This window comes from Kitasatospora sp. NPDC088264 (assembly GCF_040685715.1).
Taxonomy (GTDB): domain Bacteria; phylum Actinomycetota; class Actinomycetes; order Streptomycetales; family Streptomycetaceae; genus Kitasatospora.
The window spans coordinates 1-17,397 of record NZ_JBFBIR010000072.1 but is presented as its reverse complement, the minus strand read 5'-3'; the positions used below and the strand labels follow the sequence as shown (position 1 = coordinate 17,397).

Below are 17,397 nucleotides of genomic sequence, written 5' to 3'. Positions count from 1 at the left end.
TGCCGACACAGCGTTCACGCTCCCTTCGACCGAACGGTGAGGCCGGCATGCCCGTGAGCAATCCCCACGACACAGCGACCGACGGGAGGTCCGACGAGTTGTGGTGCCCCTTCCCCTCCCTGCTGAACCGGCATGCCGAGCAGGCCGACCGGGAGAGCTTCGCCTGGATGGCACAGCACCGGTTGCTCGACGGGCTGCCCGAGCGTGCGGAACGGCTACGGCGTCAGCGAAGCGGTGCCCTCGCCGCTCGGACCAATCCCGAGGCGGGCGCGGAGATGCTGCGGCTGCTGGCGGACTGGTACGTCTGGCTCTTCGCCTTCGACGACGGGTACGGCGAGGACCCTGAGCGCGGCGGGCCACCGGGCCCACTGGCCCGGACAACCGCCCTGCTGGCGCGGGTACTCGACGCCGACCTGCCCCTGACCGAGCTCACGGGAACCGCACGTGCCTACGCGGTGGCCCTGCGGGAGATCCGGGACCGGATCCGCGTGCACGCTTCGCCCCCGCAGCTCGTCCGGTGGGAGCGCACGGTCTGCGACTACCTGTCCGCGCAGGTCTGGGAGGCCGCGAACCGGGAGGCGTCGGCCGTCCCCGGGCTCGCCGAGTACGTGGCCATGCGCCGCCACGCGGGGGCGACGTACACCTGCCTGGCACTCATCGACATCGTGGGCGGTTACGAACTCCCGCCCGCGCAGGCGGACGGCCCGACGCTGCGCAGGCTCGCGGACATCACCGCGAACCTGGTCAGCTGGGACAACGACCTGTACTCCCATGCCAAGGAGCGCGCCGGCGGCCAGGGACGCCACAACCTCGTCGAGGTCCTCGCCCGTCACCACCGCTGCTCCCCGTCCGCAGCCCGGGACCGGGCCCTCGCCATGCGCGACCGGGAGATGAACCACTTCATCGAGGCGTGCGAAGCCGTCAGCGCCGACGCCACCGCACCGACCGCGGTGTACGCGCGCAGCCTCGGGCTGTGGCTAAGGGGGCACATCGACTGGTCCCGTGGAAGTTCGCGATTCGACACACCGTCACCCGCAGCGAGCCGGCCATGACCCGTGACCGCAGTACGGCCGGCGGCGAGGCGCCCTGCGCCGGGGGCCGGCTGCCCGGGATCGGGCACCTGATTCCGCTGATGACCCGCCCGGTGCCCTTCCTGCAGTCGCTGGCGGACCTGGGCCCCGTCGTGCGGATCCAGCTGTGGCGGCGGCCGGTCCATGTGCTCACCGCGCCCGAACTCGTGCACAGGCTACTCGTCCAGGACGCCGCGAAGACCGAGAAGGGCTTCGTCTTCGACAAGGCCCGCAGGCTGCTGGGGAACGGGCTGTTCATCTCCGAGGGCGCCTTCCACCTCCGCCAGCGACGCCTTCTCCAGCCGGCCTTCCACCGCGACAGCATCCGCACGTACACCGCCGTGATGACCCGCGAGGCAGCCCGGGCGGTGTCCCGCTGGGAGCCGGAGTCACCGCTGACGATCAGCGAGCGGATGCACGAACTCACCCTGGACGTTCTGCTGGAGGCGCTGTTCGCCACCCGCCTCGGCGCCGGCCACAAAGCCCGGATCCACCAGGCCGTGCCGGTGGTCCTCACGGGGTTCATCCAGCGGGCCCTGTACCCCTCGCCGCTCCTGGAGAAGCTGCCCGTTCCCGCCAACCGGCGCTTCGACGCGGCAGTCGAGGACCTGCGCGCGGTGGTGGACGACATCGTCGCGCAGGTCGACCGGCGTGACAGCCCGGACAGCACGCTGCTGTCACTGCTGCTCGCCGCCAGGGACGAACAGACGGGTCGGCCGATGGCCCCTCTCCAGGTTCGGGACGAGGTGGTATCGCTGCTGCTGGCGGGCACCGAGACGGCTGCCACCACACTCAGTTGGCTGTGCTACGAGCTCGCCTGCCATCCCGATCTGCAGGACGAACTGAGCGAGGAGGTACGAGCCGTCGCCAGTGACGGCACCGTCGGCTGGAGCGACCTGCCGCGCCTTGAGCGCACCGGGCACGCGCTCAGCGAAACCCTCCGGCTCCACACCCCCAACTGGATCCTGATGCGCCGCGCGGTGGCCCCCCTCCAGTGCGCCGACACCCGGCTCGCCCCGGGCTCGGAGATCCTCTTCAGCCTTACCGCGCTGCACCGTGACCCGCTCCGCTACCCCGACCCCCACCGGTTCGACCCCGGCCGATGGCGCCAGCGCGGGGACCACGCTTCGCGCAAGCTCTTCATGCCCTTCGCCGCAGGACCGCACAAGTGCGTCGGTGAGACCTTCGCCTGGACCGAGCTGCTGATCATCGCCGCGGCCGTCCTGGCCCGCTGGCGGATCGGCCTGGCCACGCCCGGCCGCGTCCACGAGACCGCCACCTCGGCCACCCTCCGTCCCCGGGGTCCGCAACTCAGGATCCACCGCCGGACAAGTCACCCAGCGGCTCCAGGGGGAGCATGACGTTCCGTCAACCGGAGACGAACGGGAACGACTACGGTCAGCTCGCCGCATGGTGAGTTGACCGGCGGAAGGAAGGAAGCACCCCGTGGACCACGGCGACCACCACACCTACGACCAGATCTTCAGCCTCTCGGCAGAGGAAGAACGAGACCGGCTGAGGCACCTCACCTCCGTCTACGACCCCATCACCGAGCACGTCATCGGTTCCCTGCTCTCCCCCGCCGGACGCAACTGCCTGGAGGTCGGCGCGGGCAGCGGGTCGATCGCCGGGTGGCTCGCCGACCAGGGTGCCCAGGTCACCGCCCTCGACCGCGACGACCGCTTCCTGCCCGCCCACCCCCGCCTGACGACCGCCACCGGCGATGCCCTCTCCGAAGACTTCGACCCGGGCCCCGTCTTCGATCTCGTCCACACCCGCTTCGTCCTCATCCACGTTCCCCGACGAGACGAACTCCTCGAACGTCTCGTCTCCTGGCTGCGCCCCGGTGGGTGGCTCGTCGTCGAGGAGACCGCCGACACCACCTCCGGGACCTCCCCGCGCCCGCACCACCGCAACGCCATGGCCGCCATGTGGCGTGTCATGTACGAAACCGCCGGCACCGACATCACGTGGACACGCCACCTCCCGACCCCGCTCGCGGACCACGGCCTCACTGACATCGGGGCCCATGTCAGCACCCTCCCTTTCCATGGCCAGGACGACATGGCGCGCATGCTGCACCTCAGCATGAAGCCGCTGTCCCGGAGGATGGTGGACACCGGTCTGGTCACCGAGGCGGAACTGGCCGACGTCTACGCGGACTTCCGGAATCCCTGTGTGTGGGACCTGGCGTTCTCCATGGTCTCGGCCTGGGGTCGGCGCGGCAGCTGACCGTTCGGGCGCGCGGGCAACGGGGTCTGCAACCGGTCATCGGGCTTCCGCAGTGCGGCAGGCGAGGTTCAGGTGCATCGAGTCAGCGTCAGTGGCCAACCGTCAACCAGAGCCTTGGTAGCGCACCGTCCGCAGCCGACCCGGCTCCCAGGCCGAAGCGCCGGGCACCAGGACCGGGCGGCGGCGGAGTCCCAGCGGGGCATGCACTCCTGGCGGCCGACGCCGATGCCGAGCCGGCGGATCTCGGCGAGGGCGTCGTTGTCGCGGATGACGGTACAGACCCCGACTCGCCGACGGCCGCGCGGTCAGCGACATCTTCGATGAAGGCTGGGCACCGATCCTCGCCTCCATCCACCGCCAGATCGACCACTGGCAGACGGCCGACGAAACCCTCGGACCGGAAACCGTCCTGCGGCCGCTCACTCTGCACGGCTTCCGTACCGAGTCCGTCGGCGGATGGTGGGGGTCCGGCTGGTATGAGAGCACGGCCCGCCGCGCCGTCGCTCGCGCCGCGGGCAACGGCGGCCTCCCGACCGCCTTCCCCGACACCGAGCGGCTCGCGGACACCGCCGCCTGTCATCCCGATCTGCTGGACGACGACACGTTCTCCTGGCTCACCGAGGCCGTCTTCGAGGAGGAGTCCCTTCGGCGTGATGCCCTGCTGCCGGTCCCCGCAGCGGTCACCCTTCCGGACTGGGCAGCACAGGACTTGCCCGACCTCCTCCAGCCGGACATCGACGAAGAGGAACCCGACCGCACTCACACCAGCGGCTCGGAAGCGGCCGATGAGCAGCTAGGTATGAAGGCCTGACGCCGGACCGCTCACGCTGCCTTGCCGAAGCGGCGACCGGCAGAGCAACCGGCCTGGCCGGCCACCTCGGCGTCCGCCCGGTCGGGCGCGGAGGCGAGTGCCTTGACGGCTTCGTCGGCGGAGTCCTTGAGGAGGTGGCCGTAGAGATCGACGGTGATGGCGAGGTTGGAGTGGCGCAGGGTCTTGGAGACGACGGCGAGCGGGATACCGGCGGCGATCATGATGCTGGTCGTAGTGTGGTGCAGGTCGTGCAGACCGATCTTCGGCAGGTCGAGTTCTGCGGTGCGTTTGCGGAGCTGGCCGAGGACCCGCTGGGGGCGCAGCGGCTCGCCGTCGGGGCGGGTGAAGACCAGGCCGTCGAGCCGGCCGTCGGGGTGGGCCGCCATCTGAAGGGCGGCCTGGTGGTGGAGGGCGGCCATGGCCCTGGGGGAAAGGCTGATCCACGCGCGACTTGCCTCGGTCTTGGGCTCACCGAGGTGGATCTTCCCGTTGTTCACGGCCGTCAGGGTCCAGCGGACGTAGAGCTTGTGGTCCATGAGGTGGACGTCGGACCAGTGCAGGGCGAGGATCTCACCGCGGCGCATGCCGGTGCCGAGCATGACCTCGAACAGGTCAGTGAGCCGGTCGGCGTAGTGCTCCGTGTTGTGCCGCAGGAACGCCGCGGCCTGGTCGGGTCCGGCAGGTGCGCACGGCGGCGCGGGGCTTGGGCGGGACGGAGTGCTTGGCCGGGTTGTAGCGCAGCCGCCAGGAGCGGACGGCGGCGTTGAGCGCGTTGCGCCGGGTGGACACGGCCCGGTAGACGGTGACGCGACCCCGCTTGGCCTTCTGCTGGGCGGCGACCTAGCCGTTGATCTGCTTGGGGCGCAGGTCGGGGAGACGGTAGTGACCGAAGGCGGGGATCAGGTCCCGCTCGACGCAGTCCACGTAGCCGGCGTAGGTGTTGGGCGCGAGCACCTCCTTCTTCGCCGCCAGCCACTCCCGCAGGAAGCTCGCCACGGTGGTGCGGCGGTCCTCGTAGACCCCGCGCAGCTCACCGTCCAGCATCGCCTTCATCTCCCGGGCCGCCTCGGCCCGGGTGGCGAAACCGCCCCGACGGCGGGTCCGGCGCTTCCCGTCCTCCCGGGCGAGGTCGATGCAGTACGTCCACCTCCCGTGATCCGCCTCCTCCAACAACCGCACACACCACGGACCCAACTGCTTCCCCCGCCCGTCCGAGCAGCCACACCGCCGGCAGACCCGGCCACGCTGCGCACGCTGTCCCATGAACTTCCTCCCTTTCGAGTGGGGGTGATCCCGGGTGCGCGAGGCACGTCAGAACCAATCGGTCAGGACACGCTCAAGACGACACACCGCCTGGAAGATCACCATCCGTAGTCGATGGGTAGGCGACCTTGATTCGCCCTCCGTGAACCCGCCGGCCGACGTCGCTGCTGGTGGATCGCGGGGCGCTTCAACCCGCGGTTGTTGAAGGCCCGCCAGATTGGTGTCACTCGCCGTGACCGGAGCCCTGGGGACCACTTTGGGACCACGCGCGATGAGTGCCAATGAGCGCCCATGGGCGGTAACGGACGCATGTGCACGAAGTGAACGCTGACGGCATCTCACTCCGCACGATCCCCTTCGATCGGTCGAGCATGTCCGATGAGAGCAAGATGGTTGAGAAGCAAAGAAGCCAGGACCTTGAGGTCCCGGCTGGCGCTGGCGGTTCAGGCGGCGGTTGGGGTGAGATCGGCGCGGCCGAAGAGCAGCGCCCAGCCGTTGGGCAGTTGGTGAAGGATGCGGTCGGTGAGGTGGTCGCCGGCGAGGTCGGTGAGGGCGGCCAGGACAGTGGAGGTGTCCCAGCGGGCTGCGGCGAGGGTGGTGCCGAGGGCGTCGGCGACGGCTTCGACGAAGGCGGGGGCCGAGACCGGTTGGGGCAGGGGGATCTGGGAGGCGAATACGGCGCGCGCCCGCTCGGGGAGTGTGGCGGCGAGGTCGCAGCGTTCGTCGCCGGTGAGCTGGGAGCCGAGCAGCGCCAGGACGGCGGCGAGGGCGCGTTCGGCTTCGTCGTCGCTCGGGTAGCGGCCGAGGATGCGGACCTGCTGGATCAGGTGGCGGTGCCGGGTCATGGCGGTGGCCTTCCGGGCGTTGGCCGGCGGCGGGGCGGCCGTGATGGGGGTCAGGGGCGTTGGCCGGCGGCGGGGCGGCCGAAGAGCACGTCGTAGCCGGGCGGCAGTTGGAGCAGGACCTGCTCCATGAGCCGGTCGCCGGCGGCGTCGGCGACGGTGGACAGGACGGCGCCGATGTTCCACAGGGCGGTGGTTTCGGCGGCGCCTTCGATCCAAGCGGCGGTGGCGCGCACGAACCGTTCGGGGCTGAGCGGTTCGGTGGCCTGCAGTGGGTTGAGCAGGACCAGGGCGAGCGTCTCGGGCAGGCGGGCCGCGAGGTCCGAGCGCACTGCGCCGACCAGGTGCGCGCCGAGCAGGGCCAGGACGACGCGCGCGCAGCGTTCGGCTTCCTGGGGTGTGTCGTATTCGCCGCGTTCCCGGACCTGGTCCAGGAACGCCTCCCAGTGCAGTGTCATTGCGGGTTCCTCCCTCCGGTCGGCGGCGGATGCCGGGTCTGGGGCGTGTGGCCGTGCGGGCGGGGTGCTGGGGCCAGCCAGGTCGTCAGGCCGGTCAGTTTGAGGAGCCGGGCCACCGGGCGGGTGATGCCGCGCAGGGCCAGGCGCGCCCCGTTTCGGTCGGCCTGGTTGCGGGCCTCCAGCAGGACGTTCAGGCCCGAGCAGTCCATGAACGTCACCTGTGACAGGTCGAGCACCACCTGCCGGTGGTCCGCCAGCGCGCGGGACAGCTCGCGACGAAGGTCCGGGGCGGAGTCGAGGTCGATCTCGCCGCATACCCTCACCGTGAACGGTGGCGCCGGGGTAGTCATGGGGCGGCTCGCTGTCCGTTGGGCCCGCGGGTCGCGGGCGTGTCCGGAAGGTCAGGCCGGGGCCGGGGTGTCCCGTGCCGCGCCGCCGGGGGGATTGCGGGCGGCACGGGACGGCTCGGGGAGAGGTCAGGCCTGGATCTGCTTGCGCCCGTCGCCATGGGCGATGGCGATCTTGCGGGGCTTGGCCTTCTCGGCGACCGGGATTTTCAGGGTCAGCACGCCGGCGTCGTAGTCGGCGGTGATCCCCTCCGGGTCGAGGGTGTCGGAGAGCATGACCTGCCGGGAGAACACACCGAGCGGGCGCTCGGCCAGCTCCCACTTCACGTCGTCTCCCTGCCGGTGCGGACGGCGCTCGGCCTTGACGGTCACCATGTTCCGCTCGACGTCGATGTCGATCGCGTCCGGGGCCACCCCTGGCAGGTCGAAGCAGATCACGTACTCGTCACCGGCGCGGTAGGCGTCCAGTGGCATCGGGGTCGGCCGCGACCAGGTACCGGTCGTGTTGAGGAACTGCTGGGTCAGCCGGTCGAGCTCGCGGAAGGGGTCAGTGCGCAGCAGCATCGCGAAACACCTCCATTGATCGTTGGGTGCCAGTGCGCTTCACCTGACATCGTTGTAGCACGTCATCCATCCAATGACAAACTCCTAGTGTCGTCCGTAGAATGACTGCATGAGCGCGAAGCCCCCGAAGCCCGCAGCCAGACCCGAGCCGGTCTCCTTCCTCGCCGCCGCCGCCGCAGCGCTAGCCGCCATCGACGACGCCGTGCGCACGGCCCGGGGACCTGGCCGTCCCGCAGGCCAAGACGCACGGGAAGGCGGTGCCGAGCGGGCGCTGGCCGCCCTCGTGCTGCTGCGGGAGCTGCGTACCCAGCTCGCCGACTGGGAGGCTCCGATGGTCGAGGCCGCCCGCGCCGCAGGCGCCACCTGGGCCGACCTCGCCCAGCCCATGGGCGTCGCCAGCCGCCAGGCCGCCGAGAACCGCTACCTGCGCCTGCGCCCCGCCGGCACCACCGGCACCACTGGCACCACTGCTACCGGCGCGGAGCGGGTCAAGGCCGTGCGCGACCGCCGCGCCGCCGACCGCGCCGTCGACGCCTGGGCCCGCGACCACGCCGCCGACCTGCGCGTCCTGGCCGCCCGGATCACCGCCGCCCCCGGCCACACCCCCGAAGCCGGGCCCGCCCTGGACGCACTCACCACTGCCCTCGGCGCCACCGACGCGGCCGACCTCATCGCGCCCCTGACCGGTATGCGCCTCCATCTCGGCGACGCCCATCCCGACCTCGCCGCCCGCCTCGACGACCTCGACGACCGCACCGACCGCCTCCGCCATGACAGTGATCAACGACGCGCCTGACCCTCCTGCCCAGGACCGATGGCAGCACATCGAGGACCGCCTCGCCGCCATCGAGCTGCGGATCCGCGAGCAGAGCACTGCGGCCCTCACCGTCCTTGACACCCACCTGGCCCGCCTCGACGCCCTGCGTCGCCAGCTCGCCACCCAGCCATGGCCCCCGCAGGGCCCCGACACCCCCGGCAGCCCGGCCCGCCACCCGTGCCCGTCCGCGGGAGAGGCTCGTTGAACCGGGCGCCTGCCCGCGGTCATCAGGCCGGCGGTACGCGGCGCCGATCCCCCGGCCCGCGTACCGCCTCGCGCCGCCGTCCGGCCTCACAGGCGGTCCCCTCGGGACGGCCCGCGCCTCGTCAGCCGTGCCGCGAGCATAAAATCCCCAAAAACGGGCAAAGATGGACGATCGGACAGTGGGATTCGCGCACTACCGGATGGACGGAGCAACCGATGAGTGACCTGTCGAACAAGGCGCAGAACGTGACCGGCAAGGCCAAGGAGAAGGTCGGGGACCTGACTGGTGACCAGGAGCTGAAGGGCGAGGGGCAGGCCGACCAGGCGGAGTCGAAGCTCAAGCAGGCCGCCGCGGACGTCAAGGACGGCGTGCGCGACGTCGCCGACCGTGTGAAAGGCGTCTTGAAGCGCGACAAGTGAGAAAGGCGGAGCCGCGATGGCACTGTTTCTGTTCATCGTCCTGATCGCTGTGGTGTTCGGTTTCGTCGGCGCCCTCGTGAAGGGCCTGCTGTGGCTGCTCGTGATCGGGATCGTCCTGTTCCTCGCAGCCCTGGTACTCGGCGGCATGCGTCTGGGCAGCCGACGCTCCGGGCGCAGGTAGGGAAGGCGGGACATTCGCCGTGACGCAGCCCTCGGCCCTTCGAGGGCCAGGGCTGTATTCGGCGGGGCGGGGCCGTGTGGCCGGGGCTACTCCTGTAGACCCCGGCCGCACGGCGGCCGACGAGCGGCACGGCAGCGGCCCACGGGTGTGCCTACCCGCGGGCCGACGTTCAGGGCGGCGGGATGGCGTGCAGGCACGTGTGCCTGTCCGTGCCGCGGGCGTGGCCGGGCCATCACCTCCGTGATCTCCACCCGGAACGTGCCGTTCTCGTCCGCGAATGAACTACCAGCCCATATCCTGGGCAACCTCGCTCTGAGCAGCAGCGATGTCCTCGGCGGTCACCCCGGTCACGTCGGAGTCCGCGGCCCGCTCCAACCGCGACAGCAGATCGGCCAGGGCCTGTTTCTGGGCCGGATGGGTCACCGGCACCGAGCCGAGATCCGTCGTCATCAGCCAGTCGAACAACACGATGGTGTCCGCCTGCCACAGACGCACCGACACGGTCGGGAGATCGTCTTCCATCCGCCCACCATGCCGGGCCGACCAAGCCGCACGACCGAACCGCACGACCCGAGGGGGTCAATTCTGCGGGACTGATGGGTTTTCAGTTCTGCGGAAGCGTTGACAATCTCCGCCTGACCTCGGCGGCGCGGCTTGGACGCTCGTTCCCAGTCCCCTGCTGCGCCGACCGGCCGCCGCGCCCTGCCGGGTTTCGCTCGCCGATACTGGCAAGCACCCTGGGCGCGAGCGGACCCGTTCGCACGGGCCCTGACCCTCCCCCCTTCTGGTCCGGGCCTGTACGGCGGGGTGTCCGGCGTGGTCCACCGCCGGCCGCCCTCGCCCGGGTGCGGTCGCGTGCGCGGCCTCGGGCGCGCGCGGTTGAACCATGGGGATCGTGGTTCTGTTGGAGCTGGTTGAGCCGTTGGATGCGCGCATCCTGGGGGTGGGCGGTGATCCGGTCGACGTCCTGTCGGTGCGCCGGGTCCACGCCGCCCTCTCCGATCCGGACGCCCCCGGCGGCCCCGGGCCGTCGACCCGCGTGCGGAATGGACGCCAGCGCGATGGTGGTCGAGCGGTGGAGCCCGGAGCGTCCGAGGCAGGGGTGGTATCCGCCGCGTTGGGCCGGATACGTCTGCCTGACCTGTGATGCCGCTGCCCGCGCTTTCTGATCCGGGAGCGCGGCGGGCCGACTGGGCCTATCGGGCCCCCGGCGGATTGTCATCACCGTGGGGGGTGTCGATGGCCTCGCGCAGGGCAGGCAGGTCCGTGATGGCGGCCTGTTCGGCGAAGCGGGCCAGAAGCCGGCGGAGGCCCCGCTCGTCCCGGTCGCGCACTGCTTCGCCTATGGCCGCCGCCAGCGACGCCTGGGTATGGGGGTCGGGGGTGCGCACCTGCCGCGCGGCCTGCGGCCCTTCCACCACTTGTCTCCCGTTCACTCGTGGTCCTGGCCGCGGGACGCGGCGTCCTCCGCCCTGGGCGCGGCTGCGGCGACAGGCCGCCCCACCCCGTGAGGGGCGAAGACCACCTCCCCAGCCGGCGCCGAAAAATCTATGCCCGCTGGAGTAGACATTGCCACGCGCCGTGGTTAGTGTTTCTCTCGTAGACGAGAGAAGCGGTACCCGCCAGACACGAACTGGCGGGTAGCAGTACAGGAGTTCGTAGGTCGGTACGGTTGCAGGGTCTTGAAGCCAGGGATGGTGCAGTAAGGCGACAGGACCGGCGGCCGGGCCGGGCGGCCCGCAGGTATCAGGGGTCGCCACCGAGCGGTACCGCAGTTCGGTAAGTGCAGTACCAGCAGTGTGAAGTTGAGTTGGGAAGTACCAGCAGTCGAAAGTACGCGGTATCCCGGTGAAGGCGCCCAGACTGCGGGCGCGCGCACTGGGAGTCCGGCAGTGGGGTTCCAAGTCGAGTGGTTAAGCAGGACGGGCGACGGGGCTGGCTGCCGGACCCGGTGGACCGCAAGGACCGCCACAGCAGTACCGAGTGGTTGGCACTACCACGCAGTTCGAAGTACCAGCAGTTCCGCAGTACCAGGTCAGTGCAGAGGATGAACGGAGGGGACAGAGCGCCATCAGGATCGCCCGGCCCGTGAGGAAGTCACCCGGGCGGAATCCGAAGACCCCAAGGCAAGGACGGTGGTTTCCGGTCACGCATACGCGATCCCCGCATGCCCCCTCCCCCGGGGCAGTGCGGATATAAGGAAGCCGGCCACAAGGCCTGCAGATGGTGTAAAACCCTTCGGGGCCCCGGGAGCCACAATGGCCCCCGGGGCCCCTCAGTACGTCCCCAGGCACAACAACAAGAAGAGGTGCAGTGACCACGGCAACCATCCGACCGCATACCCCCGGCGCCGTCAGCTCGTTCGACGATGACGACTACCCCGCCTACACCATGGGCCGCGCCGCCGAAATGACCGCCACCACCCCCGGCTTCCTACGCGCCCTCGGCGAACACCGCCTCATCACCCCCCTGCGCTCCGAAGGCGGCCACCGCCGCTACTCCCGCTACCAGCTGCGCATCGCCATGCGCGCCCGCGACCTCGTCGACCAGGGCACCGCCATCGAGGCCGCCTGCCGCATCGTCATCCTCGAAGACCAACTCGAAGAAGCCCTGCGCATCAACGAAGAGCTCCGCCGTTCTCCGCGCGGCCAGGAGTCCGCCGCTGACACCTGACCAGCCTGCCAGGCCGACGAGACCGGTCCGCGGTGAGCGACGGGCGCTCACCGCAGGCCGCCCCGGACACGATTACCCCTCAGTCCCCGATCGCTGGCCGACCGTTCCCCGCGCGGCCAGGAGTCCGGCACCCTGCCTCACCGGCGCGGACCGGTTCCGGGCCGCGCTCATGCACAACTGTGTTTCCTTGACCGGTCCTTGGCCGCGCCAGCCGCTGACGGTTCGCCTGCGCTGAGCGGGCGGTCCGCTCGGTCGCCCGGCCGCTACGGTGAGGATTGCGCCGCCGCCTGCGGGCCGTCAGGCAAGTCGCCCGCTTTGCGGGCGCCCCCGGCCCGCCCGAGACCGGGGCCGCGAGGAGTTACTCGGTGGCCGTCCCCGCGGAATCCGACCCCCTGCCCTCGACATCCGCCTGCGACCGGGAACCGGCGCCCTGATGCTCGACGCGATGGCCGACCCCGACCAGGACAGCGGCCCAATGCTGAACGCCGCCGTGGACAGCTCCCTGGAGACGCGGCTGCCGGCGCGTCGGCGCCGGCAGCGCGGGCCTAGAAGCTGAGCAGGCCGATGGCGTGGCCGTCGGGGTCGACCACCGGCCACGTGGTCAGGCCGCGGGCGCGCATGGCGGAGGCTGCGGTGGTGGCGGGCATGTCGGCGGTGGCGAACGGGGCCTGGTCGAGGACGATGTCGCGCACCGGGGTGCGCTCGGTGGACCAGGTGCGGGTCTGGAACGGTGCGAGGTGCAGGCGGGTCAGCAGCCCGGCGCAGCGGCCGTCGTCATCGCGGACCAGGAGGTGGTCGGCGCCGGAGCCGTGCAGGATGTCGATCGCCATGTCGACCATGACGTCGTCGCTGATCTGCAGCTCGGGGTGTCTCATGAGGTCGCCGACCGTGGCGGTGGTCGCGGGGTGTTCGAGGGTGAGGGTCATGGGCGGACTCCTTGGTGTCGGTTCCGCCGGGGCCGGCGGTGGTCGGGGCACCGCGGTGGGAGGGCCGGCGGGGTCCGCCGGAGCGGGCCGGGACTCCTGCTTCGCGCTGGTGAGTCGTGTGGGCCTGGACCGCGGCGGCGGTCCAGGCCCACACCTGCCTACTAGGCAGCGAGGGCGACGCGCCTCGGTGCCCGGCGGCGGCCGGCGGCGGCCTGGTTGTCGCGGCCCGTGACGCTCGCGCGGGTGTCACCGGCCGCGCGGGCGGGGCGTCCTCGGCGGCCGCGACTCGTGGACGGGCTCCGGAGGGGGCGTTCGACGACGGGGGCGGCGACCACGGTGGGGATGCCGGTGGGCACGCGGGCGCCGGTGATGCGGGCCAGGTCCTCGTCGCCGGCGCTGACGCGGGTGGTGACGGGGGTGATGGCGGCGGCGGTCATCAGACCGGCCATCTCGCGGCGCTGGCCGGGCAGGACGAGCGTGACGACGGTGCCGGACTCGCCGGCCCGGGCGGTGCGGCCGCCCCGGTGGAGGTAGTCCTTGTGGTCGCTCGGCGGGTCCAGGTTGACGACGAGGTCGAGGCCGTCGATGTGGATACCCCGGGCGGCGACGTTGGTGGCGATCAGCGCGGTGACCTGGCCGGTGCGGAACTGTTCCAGGGTGCGGGTGCGCTGCGGCTGGGACTTGCCTCCGTGCAGGGCCGCTGCCTTCACGCCGTTGGCTAGCAGGTCGTCCACCAGGCGGTCCGCGCCGTGCTTGGTGTCGATGAACATGATCACTCCGCCGTCGCGGGAGGCGATGTGGGCGATGGTGGCGTTCTTGTCGAAGTTCTGCACGTGCAGGACGTGGTGCTCCATGGTGCTGACCGCTCCCGCGGACGGGTCGACCGAGTGGGTGACCGGGTCCTTGAGGAAGCGCCGCACCAGGCGATCGACGTTGCGGTCCAGGGTGGCGGAGAACAGCATCGTCTGGCCGCCTTCGGCGACCTGGCCGAGGAGCTCGGTGACCTGCGGCAGGAAGCCCATGTCGGCCATCTGGTCGGCCTCGTCGAGCACCGTGATGCCGACGCCGTCCAACTGGCAGTCGCCGCGCTGGATCAGGTCCTTGAGTCGGCCGGGGGTGGCCACCACGACCTCGGCCCCCTGGTTCAGGGCGTGGGCCTGGCGGCCGATCGACATCCCGCCCACCACCGTGGCCATCCGCAGGCGCACCGAGTGGGCGTAAGGGGTGAGAGCGTCGGTCACCTGTTGCGCGAGCTCGCGGGTGGGGACCAGGACGAGGGCCAGCGGGCGGCGCGGTTCGGCGCGCCGACCGGCGGTGCGGGCCAGCACGGCGAGGCCGAATGCGATGGTCTTGCCCGAACCGGTGCGGCCCCGGCCCAGCACGTCGCGGCCGGCCAGCGAGTTCGGCAGCGTCGCGGCCTGGATCGGGAACGGCGAGGTGACACCCTGGCGGGTCAGCACCGACAGCAGCGCCTTCGGCATGTCCAGCTCCTCGAACGCTTCGACGGGCGGCAGCGCCGGAGTGGTGCTCACCGGCATCGCGAACTCGCCCTGCGGAGAGGAACCCTGGCGGGCGCTACGGCCGCGGGCGGGCCGGTCGCCGTAGAAGGAGCTGCCGCCGGAGCGGGAGGAGGACGAGGAGCGGGAGTTGGCGTTCTGGTACGGGGAGCGGCTGGAGTGGTTCATGGGAAACCTTCCTGGCGGCACGTCGCGAGGCAGCTCCGCAGCGCGGGACGCCGACAGGAGGTCACGAGGGGACGGGCCGAAAGTGTGGAGCGCGGGGCGTGGACGGTGAAACCGTGCGGCACGTCACCTACGGTCGGCGCTCACCGCGGAAGGCGGGAGCGAACGACCTCGAACCGTGAGCTGTCACGGCAGGGCGCCGATCCGGACGCGGCGCTGGGCGTCTCGCGTGGGGATGGCCGCCGGTGGCGGAGCCAGGGGGCCAGAAACGGCCGGGGATGTGCGTCGTGGCGCAATGCCGAGGGGCCCGCACCGGGCATCATGTACGCGGTGCGGGCCCCTCGCTACCAGGCGGGTGCCGTGGCAGAAACTACAGCGGACGAATGTTCTCGGCCTGCGGGCCCTTCTGGCCCTGCGTGACGTCGAACTCGACCTTCTGGCCCTCGAGCAGCTCACGGAAGCCGTTGGCGTTGATGTTCGAGTAGTGGGCGAAGACGTCCGGGCCGCCACCCTCCTGCTCGATGAAGCCGAAGCCCTTTTCCGCGTTGAACCACTTCACAGTGCCATTAGCCATAAAGAAATCTCCTTCAAGGGGCTGTCCGAAGCACGCACAGCGCGCGCTTCGAGTCGCCGCGATGAGCACCCACCCGGGGAAGAGCCGGGAAACAAAAAGGCGCCTGCGAAACACCAGCAGGCGCACACAAAGTTCATGGGAACCACTACTGCAACTAAAGTGACTCTAGCAGGCCCAGGCCCGTCACGGGTGGATATTTCACCCCCACTTCTCCGGGAGCCTTCCCCCAGGGCCGTCGGCCGCGAGGCGATGGGGTCATCAACATGCATGGAGAGCAGTCTGGTTGAGTGCTCACCCCCACTCCTTCGGTGCCGACCGCTCACCTTCCCGGGGAGGGCGAGTCGCGCGGGTGCGGAGCGCCTGCCCTGGCCGCGACAGACCCGTGAAAGCGACGCACCACGCCCACCGGCGCCATCCGGGGCGCGCTGGACGGCTTGCGCGAAATTCCTGTCGTAGCTCCGAAATTGAGTGCTTCGAAAAGTCCCGCTCCCGCGATTCTCGGCGCATAATGCAGGGAATGACGAAATCTGCAGCAGTCCGCCGTGTCCTGCCCACCAGCCCCTTCAAGGCCCGGATCGAAGCACCGCGCAAGCACTTCGCCGTCGGCGACCGCGTCACCCACGACACGTACGGCCTCGGCCGGGCCATCGGCGTCGAAGACGACAGCGACATCGCGGTACTCGTCGACTTCGGATCGCGGCGGGAACGCATCACCCAGCCCTACACCGCGATGTTCAAACTCTGACCCAGACGCACGCGGTTCTCCGCCGAGTGCGCCGCGCACCCCTGCGGTACGCCCCTGGCCCGTCGCGTCGGCACGCCGTCCAGGGGGCGTGCACCCCGGCCGGGCCGAGAGGGAACCCGACGCCCCGGCCCCGCAGCCTCACCGGCCATGGCCGGAAAAGCATGTGACGAAACATCAATGCCGAATGGCTGCGGGCTGGCCAGGCGATAAACTCCGCGCATGGATGACAAACATCTGTTTGAGTCCGTCTGCGCAGTGCTCTCCCACAGAGGGTTCGAGCCGGCACCGTCCCAGGCGGCCGGGCTCTTCGCCCGGCAGCGTCCAGGGATCGGCCTGGTGCTGGGATGGAGCCCGGGCCAGGACCTGATCGGACCGACCCTCCACGGCTGCCCGCATCCCGCCGACGCCGCCGGGCGCACCGAGTTCCGCGGCATCCGCGGCGCGCTGATGCTGGCCCTGGCGGAGGTCCTCGGCTCCGCAGGCTTCACCGTCACCGCCCTCGGAGCCGACCTGCTCGTCACCGCCGGCCCGCACGATCCGGGCGATGCCCAGACGCTCACGGCTGCTCCCAACTGCCCCGCGCCGCGACGCAGCCGATCGGCACGTCAGGTCGCCGCCGTGTAGCTCCTGGCCGCGCAGCGGGCGCAAGGCCCGTGGCCGCCATGGCCGCTGCCCCGGGCCCGTGGGCGCCGCGGAGGCCGTGTCCTATTCTGGGGGGCATGTCGAACCCTGACGGGCTGCTCGTCGACATCGCCGCGATGGTCGAGTCCGAGCACAGCAATCAGATGTCCCTGACCGTGGTGGTCCCCGGAGCCGTGATCACCGGCAGGCTCGCGCCGGTGACCCTGTGGTTGGAGCGGGTGGCGGAGGTCCTCCAGGCCTCGGAGCACTTGAAACCGTTCGCCGCTCTCTTCGCCCCGCCCGCCGACGGCCCGCCCGCACAGCTCACCCATCTGCATCTCCACCGGGCGAAGATCCTGCAGGGCGACTTCGGGCTGCCCCACACCGGCGGCATGTACCGCATCGCCATCGAGGACGTCAGCAGCTGGACGGTCGGGGACCTCAGCTACTCCGATTCCTGAGAACCACCCCAGGCCCAAGTGGCCGCCTGGCTTGGCGCCCTACGTCCCCGCACCAAGGAGCCGCTGAGCCTTGAGCGGGTGCCGTGACGGCTGGTCCGGGTGTCGGGGTGGGACCGCTGACTGCCCCGGCCGCAGAGGCGAAGGGCGCAGCGGGCGAGCCGAAGGCGCCGGCGCCCCGGGCGGTGTCGGCGCCCTCTCCGAGCGGACCATCCCGAGTACCTGGCTGGCGGGGTCCAGCCCGGCCGCGCCCTCCAGCCGCCACGTCTTGTGCCGCGCTGCGGTGGTGCCGTACGGGGCGACGGCCAGAGCGTGCAGCGCGAGGCCGTCCCCCTGTCCGGCCTCTGCGGCTGGCGGCAGTACGGCTGGAAGGAGCTGTGGGCCAGGTTGCCGGTCCGGTCAGGTGTCCGCGGTGGGTTCCTGGCCGCGCGGGGTGCGGCGGAGTTGTTCGTTGAGGCGCAGGGCTTCTTCGAGTTGGTCTTCGAGGATGATGATGCGGCAGGCGGCTT

23 protein-coding genes and 1 pseudogene are annotated in these 17,397 nt (G+C 71.0%); 12 read left to right on the top strand and 12 right to left on the bottom strand.

Going from position 1 to position 17,397, the window contains the following annotated elements; translation table 11 throughout:
* The first annotated feature begins 47 nt into the window (after positions 1 to 47).
* The 3 genes from AB0O82_RS34145 to AB0O82_RS34135 all read left to right on the top strand — a co-directional run bounded on the left by AB0O82_RS34145 (position 48) and on the right by AB0O82_RS34135 (position 3,302).
* Positions 48 to 1,052, top strand: a complete 1,005-nt coding sequence (locus AB0O82_RS34145) for a hypothetical protein (RefSeq protein WP_363588205.1) — start codon at positions 48 to 50, stop codon at positions 1,050 to 1,052.
* On the top strand, positions 1,049 to 2,431 hold the full coding sequence (locus AB0O82_RS34140; protein ID WP_363588203.1) for a cytochrome P450: 1,383 nt from the start codon (positions 1,049 to 1,051) through the stop codon (positions 2,429 to 2,431). The genes AB0O82_RS34145 and AB0O82_RS34140 overlap by 4 nt, the downstream gene beginning before the upstream one ends.
* Positions 2,432 to 2,516: 85 nt before the next feature.
* Positions 2,517 to 3,302: a methyltransferase domain-containing protein gene (locus tag AB0O82_RS34135; protein ID WP_363588202.1), complete on the top strand. Its 786-nt coding sequence runs from the start codon at positions 2,517 to 2,519 to the stop codon at positions 3,300 to 3,302.
* 822 nt (positions 3,303 to 4,124) lie between these two features.
* Here the strand turns inward: AB0O82_RS34135 and AB0O82_RS34130 are convergent.
* From AB0O82_RS34130 to AB0O82_RS34105, 6 genes are all read right to left on the bottom strand, one after another.
* The gene (locus AB0O82_RS34130; protein WP_363588237.1) at positions 4,125 to 4,766 is read right to left on the bottom strand and encodes a site-specific integrase; all 642 of its coding nucleotides are present in this window, start codon (positions 4,764 to 4,766) and stop codon (positions 4,125 to 4,127) included.
* Between the two features lie 187 nt (positions 4,767 to 4,953).
* The gene (locus AB0O82_RS34125; protein ID WP_363588200.1) at positions 4,954 to 5,283 is read right to left on the bottom strand and encodes an Arm DNA-binding domain-containing protein; all 330 of its coding nucleotides are present in this window, start codon (positions 5,281 to 5,283) and stop codon (positions 4,954 to 4,956) included.
* Positions 5,284 to 5,819: 536 nt separating this feature from the next.
* Entirely contained in the window at positions 5,820 to 6,221 is a 402-nt protein-coding gene (locus tag AB0O82_RS34120; protein WP_363588198.1) for a DUF2267 domain-containing protein, read from the bottom strand.
* A gap of 50 nt (positions 6,222 to 6,271) precedes the next feature.
* Positions 6,272 to 6,676 carry a DUF2267 domain-containing protein gene (locus tag AB0O82_RS34115; RefSeq protein WP_363588196.1) on the bottom strand — a complete coding sequence of 135 codons (405 nt, stop codon included), beginning with the start codon at positions 6,674 to 6,676 and terminating at the stop codon, positions 6,272 to 6,274.
* Entirely contained in the window at positions 6,673 to 7,026 is a 354-nt protein-coding gene (locus tag AB0O82_RS34110) for an STAS domain-containing protein (RefSeq protein WP_363588194.1), read from the bottom strand. Before AB0O82_RS34110 ends, AB0O82_RS34115 begins: the two co-directional genes overlap by 4 nt.
* A 126-nt stretch (positions 7,027 to 7,152) precedes the next feature.
* Positions 7,153 to 7,587, bottom strand: coding sequence for an Hsp20/alpha crystallin family protein (locus AB0O82_RS34105; RefSeq protein WP_363588192.1), 435 nt, complete (start codon positions 7,585 to 7,587; stop codon positions 7,153 to 7,155).
* A 109-nt stretch (positions 7,588 to 7,696) separates the two neighbouring features.
* Here AB0O82_RS34105 and AB0O82_RS34100 point away from each other — a divergent pair, with 109 nt between their 5' ends.
* The 4 genes from AB0O82_RS34100 to AB0O82_RS34085 all read left to right on the top strand — a co-directional run bounded on the left by AB0O82_RS34100 (position 7,697) and on the right by AB0O82_RS34085 (position 9,209).
* Complete coding sequence (locus AB0O82_RS34100) at positions 7,697 to 8,383, top strand: type III effector protein (RefSeq protein WP_363588190.1); 687 nt, start codon at positions 7,697 to 7,699, stop codon at positions 8,381 to 8,383.
* Positions 8,358 to 8,609 (top strand): hypothetical protein, encoded by a 252-nt coding sequence (locus AB0O82_RS34095; RefSeq protein ID WP_363588188.1) that lies wholly within the window; start codon positions 8,358 to 8,360, stop codon positions 8,607 to 8,609. Before AB0O82_RS34100 ends, AB0O82_RS34095 begins: the two co-directional genes overlap by 26 nt.
* A 215-nt stretch (positions 8,610 to 8,824) precedes the next feature.
* Positions 8,825 to 9,028: a CsbD family protein gene (locus AB0O82_RS34090; RefSeq protein WP_363588186.1), complete on the top strand. Its 204-nt coding sequence runs from the start codon at positions 8,825 to 8,827 to the stop codon at positions 9,026 to 9,028.
* A 16-nt stretch (positions 9,029 to 9,044) separates the two neighbouring features.
* Positions 9,045 to 9,209, top strand: coding sequence for a hypothetical protein (locus AB0O82_RS34085; protein WP_218206507.1), 165 nt, complete (start codon positions 9,045 to 9,047; stop codon positions 9,207 to 9,209).
* 282 nt (positions 9,210 to 9,491) lie between these two features.
* Here the strand turns inward: AB0O82_RS34085 and AB0O82_RS34080 are convergent, their stop codons facing one another.
* Positions 9,492 to 9,731, bottom strand: a complete 240-nt coding sequence (locus AB0O82_RS34080) for a hypothetical protein (protein ID WP_363588184.1) — start codon at positions 9,729 to 9,731, stop codon at positions 9,492 to 9,494.
* Positions 9,732 to 10,104: 373 nt separating this feature from the next.
* Here AB0O82_RS34080 and AB0O82_RS34075 point away from each other — a divergent pair, with 373 nt between their 5' ends.
* Positions 10,105 to 10,356: a hypothetical protein gene (locus AB0O82_RS34075; RefSeq protein WP_363588182.1), complete on the top strand. Its 252-nt coding sequence runs from the start codon at positions 10,105 to 10,107 to the stop codon at positions 10,354 to 10,356.
* Between the two features lie 49 nt (positions 10,357 to 10,405).
* Here the strand turns inward: AB0O82_RS34075 and AB0O82_RS34070 are convergent, their stop codons facing one another.
* A complete protein-coding gene (locus AB0O82_RS34070; protein WP_363588180.1) occupies positions 10,406 to 10,627 on the bottom strand; it encodes a hypothetical protein in 222 nt (73 codons plus the stop codon).
* Positions 10,628 to 11,600: 973 nt separating this feature from the next.
* On the opposite strand from AB0O82_RS34070, the gene AB0O82_RS34065 reads away from it, so the two are divergent.
* Positions 11,601 to 11,882 (top strand): MerR family transcriptional regulator, encoded by a 282-nt coding sequence (locus tag AB0O82_RS34065; RefSeq protein WP_363588235.1) that lies wholly within the window; start codon positions 11,601 to 11,603, stop codon positions 11,880 to 11,882.
* A gap of 545 nt (positions 11,883 to 12,427) precedes the next feature.
* On the opposite strand, the gene AB0O82_RS34060 is transcribed toward AB0O82_RS34065, so the two are convergent.
* From AB0O82_RS34060 to AB0O82_RS34050, 3 genes are all read right to left on the bottom strand, one after another.
* Positions 12,428 to 12,808 carry a CBS domain-containing protein gene (locus AB0O82_RS34060; protein ID WP_363588178.1) on the bottom strand — a complete coding sequence of 127 codons (381 nt, stop codon included), beginning with the start codon at positions 12,806 to 12,808 and terminating at the stop codon, positions 12,428 to 12,430.
* A 161-nt stretch (positions 12,809 to 12,969) separates the two neighbouring features.
* A complete protein-coding gene (locus AB0O82_RS34055) occupies positions 12,970 to 14,493 on the bottom strand; it encodes a DEAD/DEAH box helicase (protein ID WP_363588176.1) in 1,524 nt (507 codons plus the stop codon).
* Between the two features lie 367 nt (positions 14,494 to 14,860).
* The gene (locus AB0O82_RS34050) at positions 14,861 to 15,064 is read right to left on the bottom strand and encodes a cold-shock protein (protein ID WP_030918248.1); all 204 of its coding nucleotides are present in this window, start codon (positions 15,062 to 15,064) and stop codon (positions 14,861 to 14,863) included.
* 517 nt (positions 15,065 to 15,581) lie between these two features.
* On the opposite strand from AB0O82_RS34050, the gene AB0O82_RS34045 reads away from it, so the two are divergent.
* From AB0O82_RS34045 to AB0O82_RS34035, 3 genes are all read left to right on the top strand, one after another.
* Positions 15,582 to 15,809, top strand: a complete 228-nt coding sequence (locus tag AB0O82_RS34045) for a hypothetical protein (RefSeq protein WP_363588174.1) — start codon at positions 15,582 to 15,584, stop codon at positions 15,807 to 15,809.
* 219 nt (positions 15,810 to 16,028) lie between these two features.
* Positions 16,029 to 16,433 (top strand): hypothetical protein, encoded by a 405-nt coding sequence (locus AB0O82_RS34040; RefSeq protein ID WP_363588172.1) that lies wholly within the window; start codon positions 16,029 to 16,031, stop codon positions 16,431 to 16,433.
* 95 nt (positions 16,434 to 16,528) lie between these two features.
* Positions 16,529 to 16,891: a hypothetical protein gene (locus AB0O82_RS34035; RefSeq protein WP_363588170.1), complete on the top strand. Its 363-nt coding sequence runs from the start codon at positions 16,529 to 16,531 to the stop codon at positions 16,889 to 16,891.
* A gap of 396 nt (positions 16,892 to 17,287) precedes the next feature.
* Here AB0O82_RS34035 and AB0O82_RS34030 read toward each other — a convergent pair.
* Positions 17,288 to 17,397: pseudogene (locus AB0O82_RS34030) on the bottom strand (MerR family transcriptional regulator); the annotation flags it as partial.

What these genes read in the sequence shown, in the direction of transcription:
- AB0O82_RS34080 (WP_363588184.1), bottom strand. Translation starts at nt 9,731, where the DNA reads ATGGAAGACGATCTCCCGACCGTGTCGGTGCGTCTGTGGCAGGCGGAC.
- AB0O82_RS34090 (WP_363588186.1), top strand. Translation starts at nt 8,825, where the DNA reads ATGAGTGACCTGTCGAACAAGGCGCAGAACGTGACCGGCAAGGCCAAG.
- AB0O82_RS34055 (WP_363588176.1), bottom strand. Translation starts at nt 14,493, where the DNA reads ATGAACCACTCCAGCCGCTCCCCGTACCAGAACGCCAACTCCCGCTCC.
- AB0O82_RS34045 (WP_363588174.1), top strand. Translation starts at nt 15,582, where the DNA reads ATGACGAAATCTGCAGCAGTCCGCCGTGTCCTGCCCACCAGCCCCTTC.
- AB0O82_RS34095 (WP_363588188.1), top strand. Translation starts at nt 8,358, where the DNA reads ATGACAGTGATCAACGACGCGCCTGACCCTCCTGCCCAGGACCGATGG.
- AB0O82_RS34035 (WP_363588170.1), top strand. Translation starts at nt 16,529, where the DNA reads ATGTCGAACCCTGACGGGCTGCTCGTCGACATCGCCGCGATGGTCGAG.
- AB0O82_RS34040 (WP_363588172.1), top strand. Translation starts at nt 16,029, where the DNA reads ATGGATGACAAACATCTGTTTGAGTCCGTCTGCGCAGTGCTCTCCCAC.
- AB0O82_RS34100 (WP_363588190.1), top strand. Translation starts at nt 7,697, where the DNA reads ATGAGCGCGAAGCCCCCGAAGCCCGCAGCCAGACCCGAGCCGGTCTCC.
- AB0O82_RS34140 (WP_363588203.1), top strand. Translation starts at nt 1,049, where the DNA reads ATGACCCGTGACCGCAGTACGGCCGGCGGCGAGGCGCCCTGCGCCGGG.
- AB0O82_RS34085 (WP_218206507.1), top strand. Translation starts at nt 9,045, where the DNA reads ATGGCACTGTTTCTGTTCATCGTCCTGATCGCTGTGGTGTTCGGTTTC.
- AB0O82_RS34105 (WP_363588192.1), bottom strand. Translation starts at nt 7,587, where the DNA reads ATGCTGCTGCGCACTGACCCCTTCCGCGAGCTCGACCGGCTGACCCAG.
- AB0O82_RS34110 (WP_363588194.1), bottom strand. Translation starts at nt 7,026, where the DNA reads ATGACTACCCCGGCGCCACCGTTCACGGTGAGGGTATGCGGCGAGATC.
- AB0O82_RS34145 (WP_363588205.1), top strand. Translation starts at nt 48, where the DNA reads ATGCCCGTGAGCAATCCCCACGACACAGCGACCGACGGGAGGTCCGAC.
- AB0O82_RS34060 (WP_363588178.1), bottom strand. Translation starts at nt 12,808, where the DNA reads ATGACCCTCACCCTCGAACACCCCGCGACCACCGCCACGGTCGGCGAC.
- AB0O82_RS34065 (WP_363588235.1), top strand. Translation starts at nt 11,601, where the DNA reads ATGGGCCGCGCCGCCGAAATGACCGCCACCACCCCCGGCTTCCTACGC.
- AB0O82_RS34115 (WP_363588196.1), bottom strand. Translation starts at nt 6,676, where the DNA reads ATGACACTGCACTGGGAGGCGTTCCTGGACCAGGTCCGGGAACGCGGC.
- AB0O82_RS34120 (WP_363588198.1), bottom strand. Translation starts at nt 6,221, where the DNA reads ATGACCCGGCACCGCCACCTGATCCAGCAGGTCCGCATCCTCGGCCGC.
- AB0O82_RS34050 (WP_030918248.1), bottom strand. Translation starts at nt 15,064, where the DNA reads ATGGCTAATGGCACTGTGAAGTGGTTCAACGCGGAAAAGGGCTTCGGC.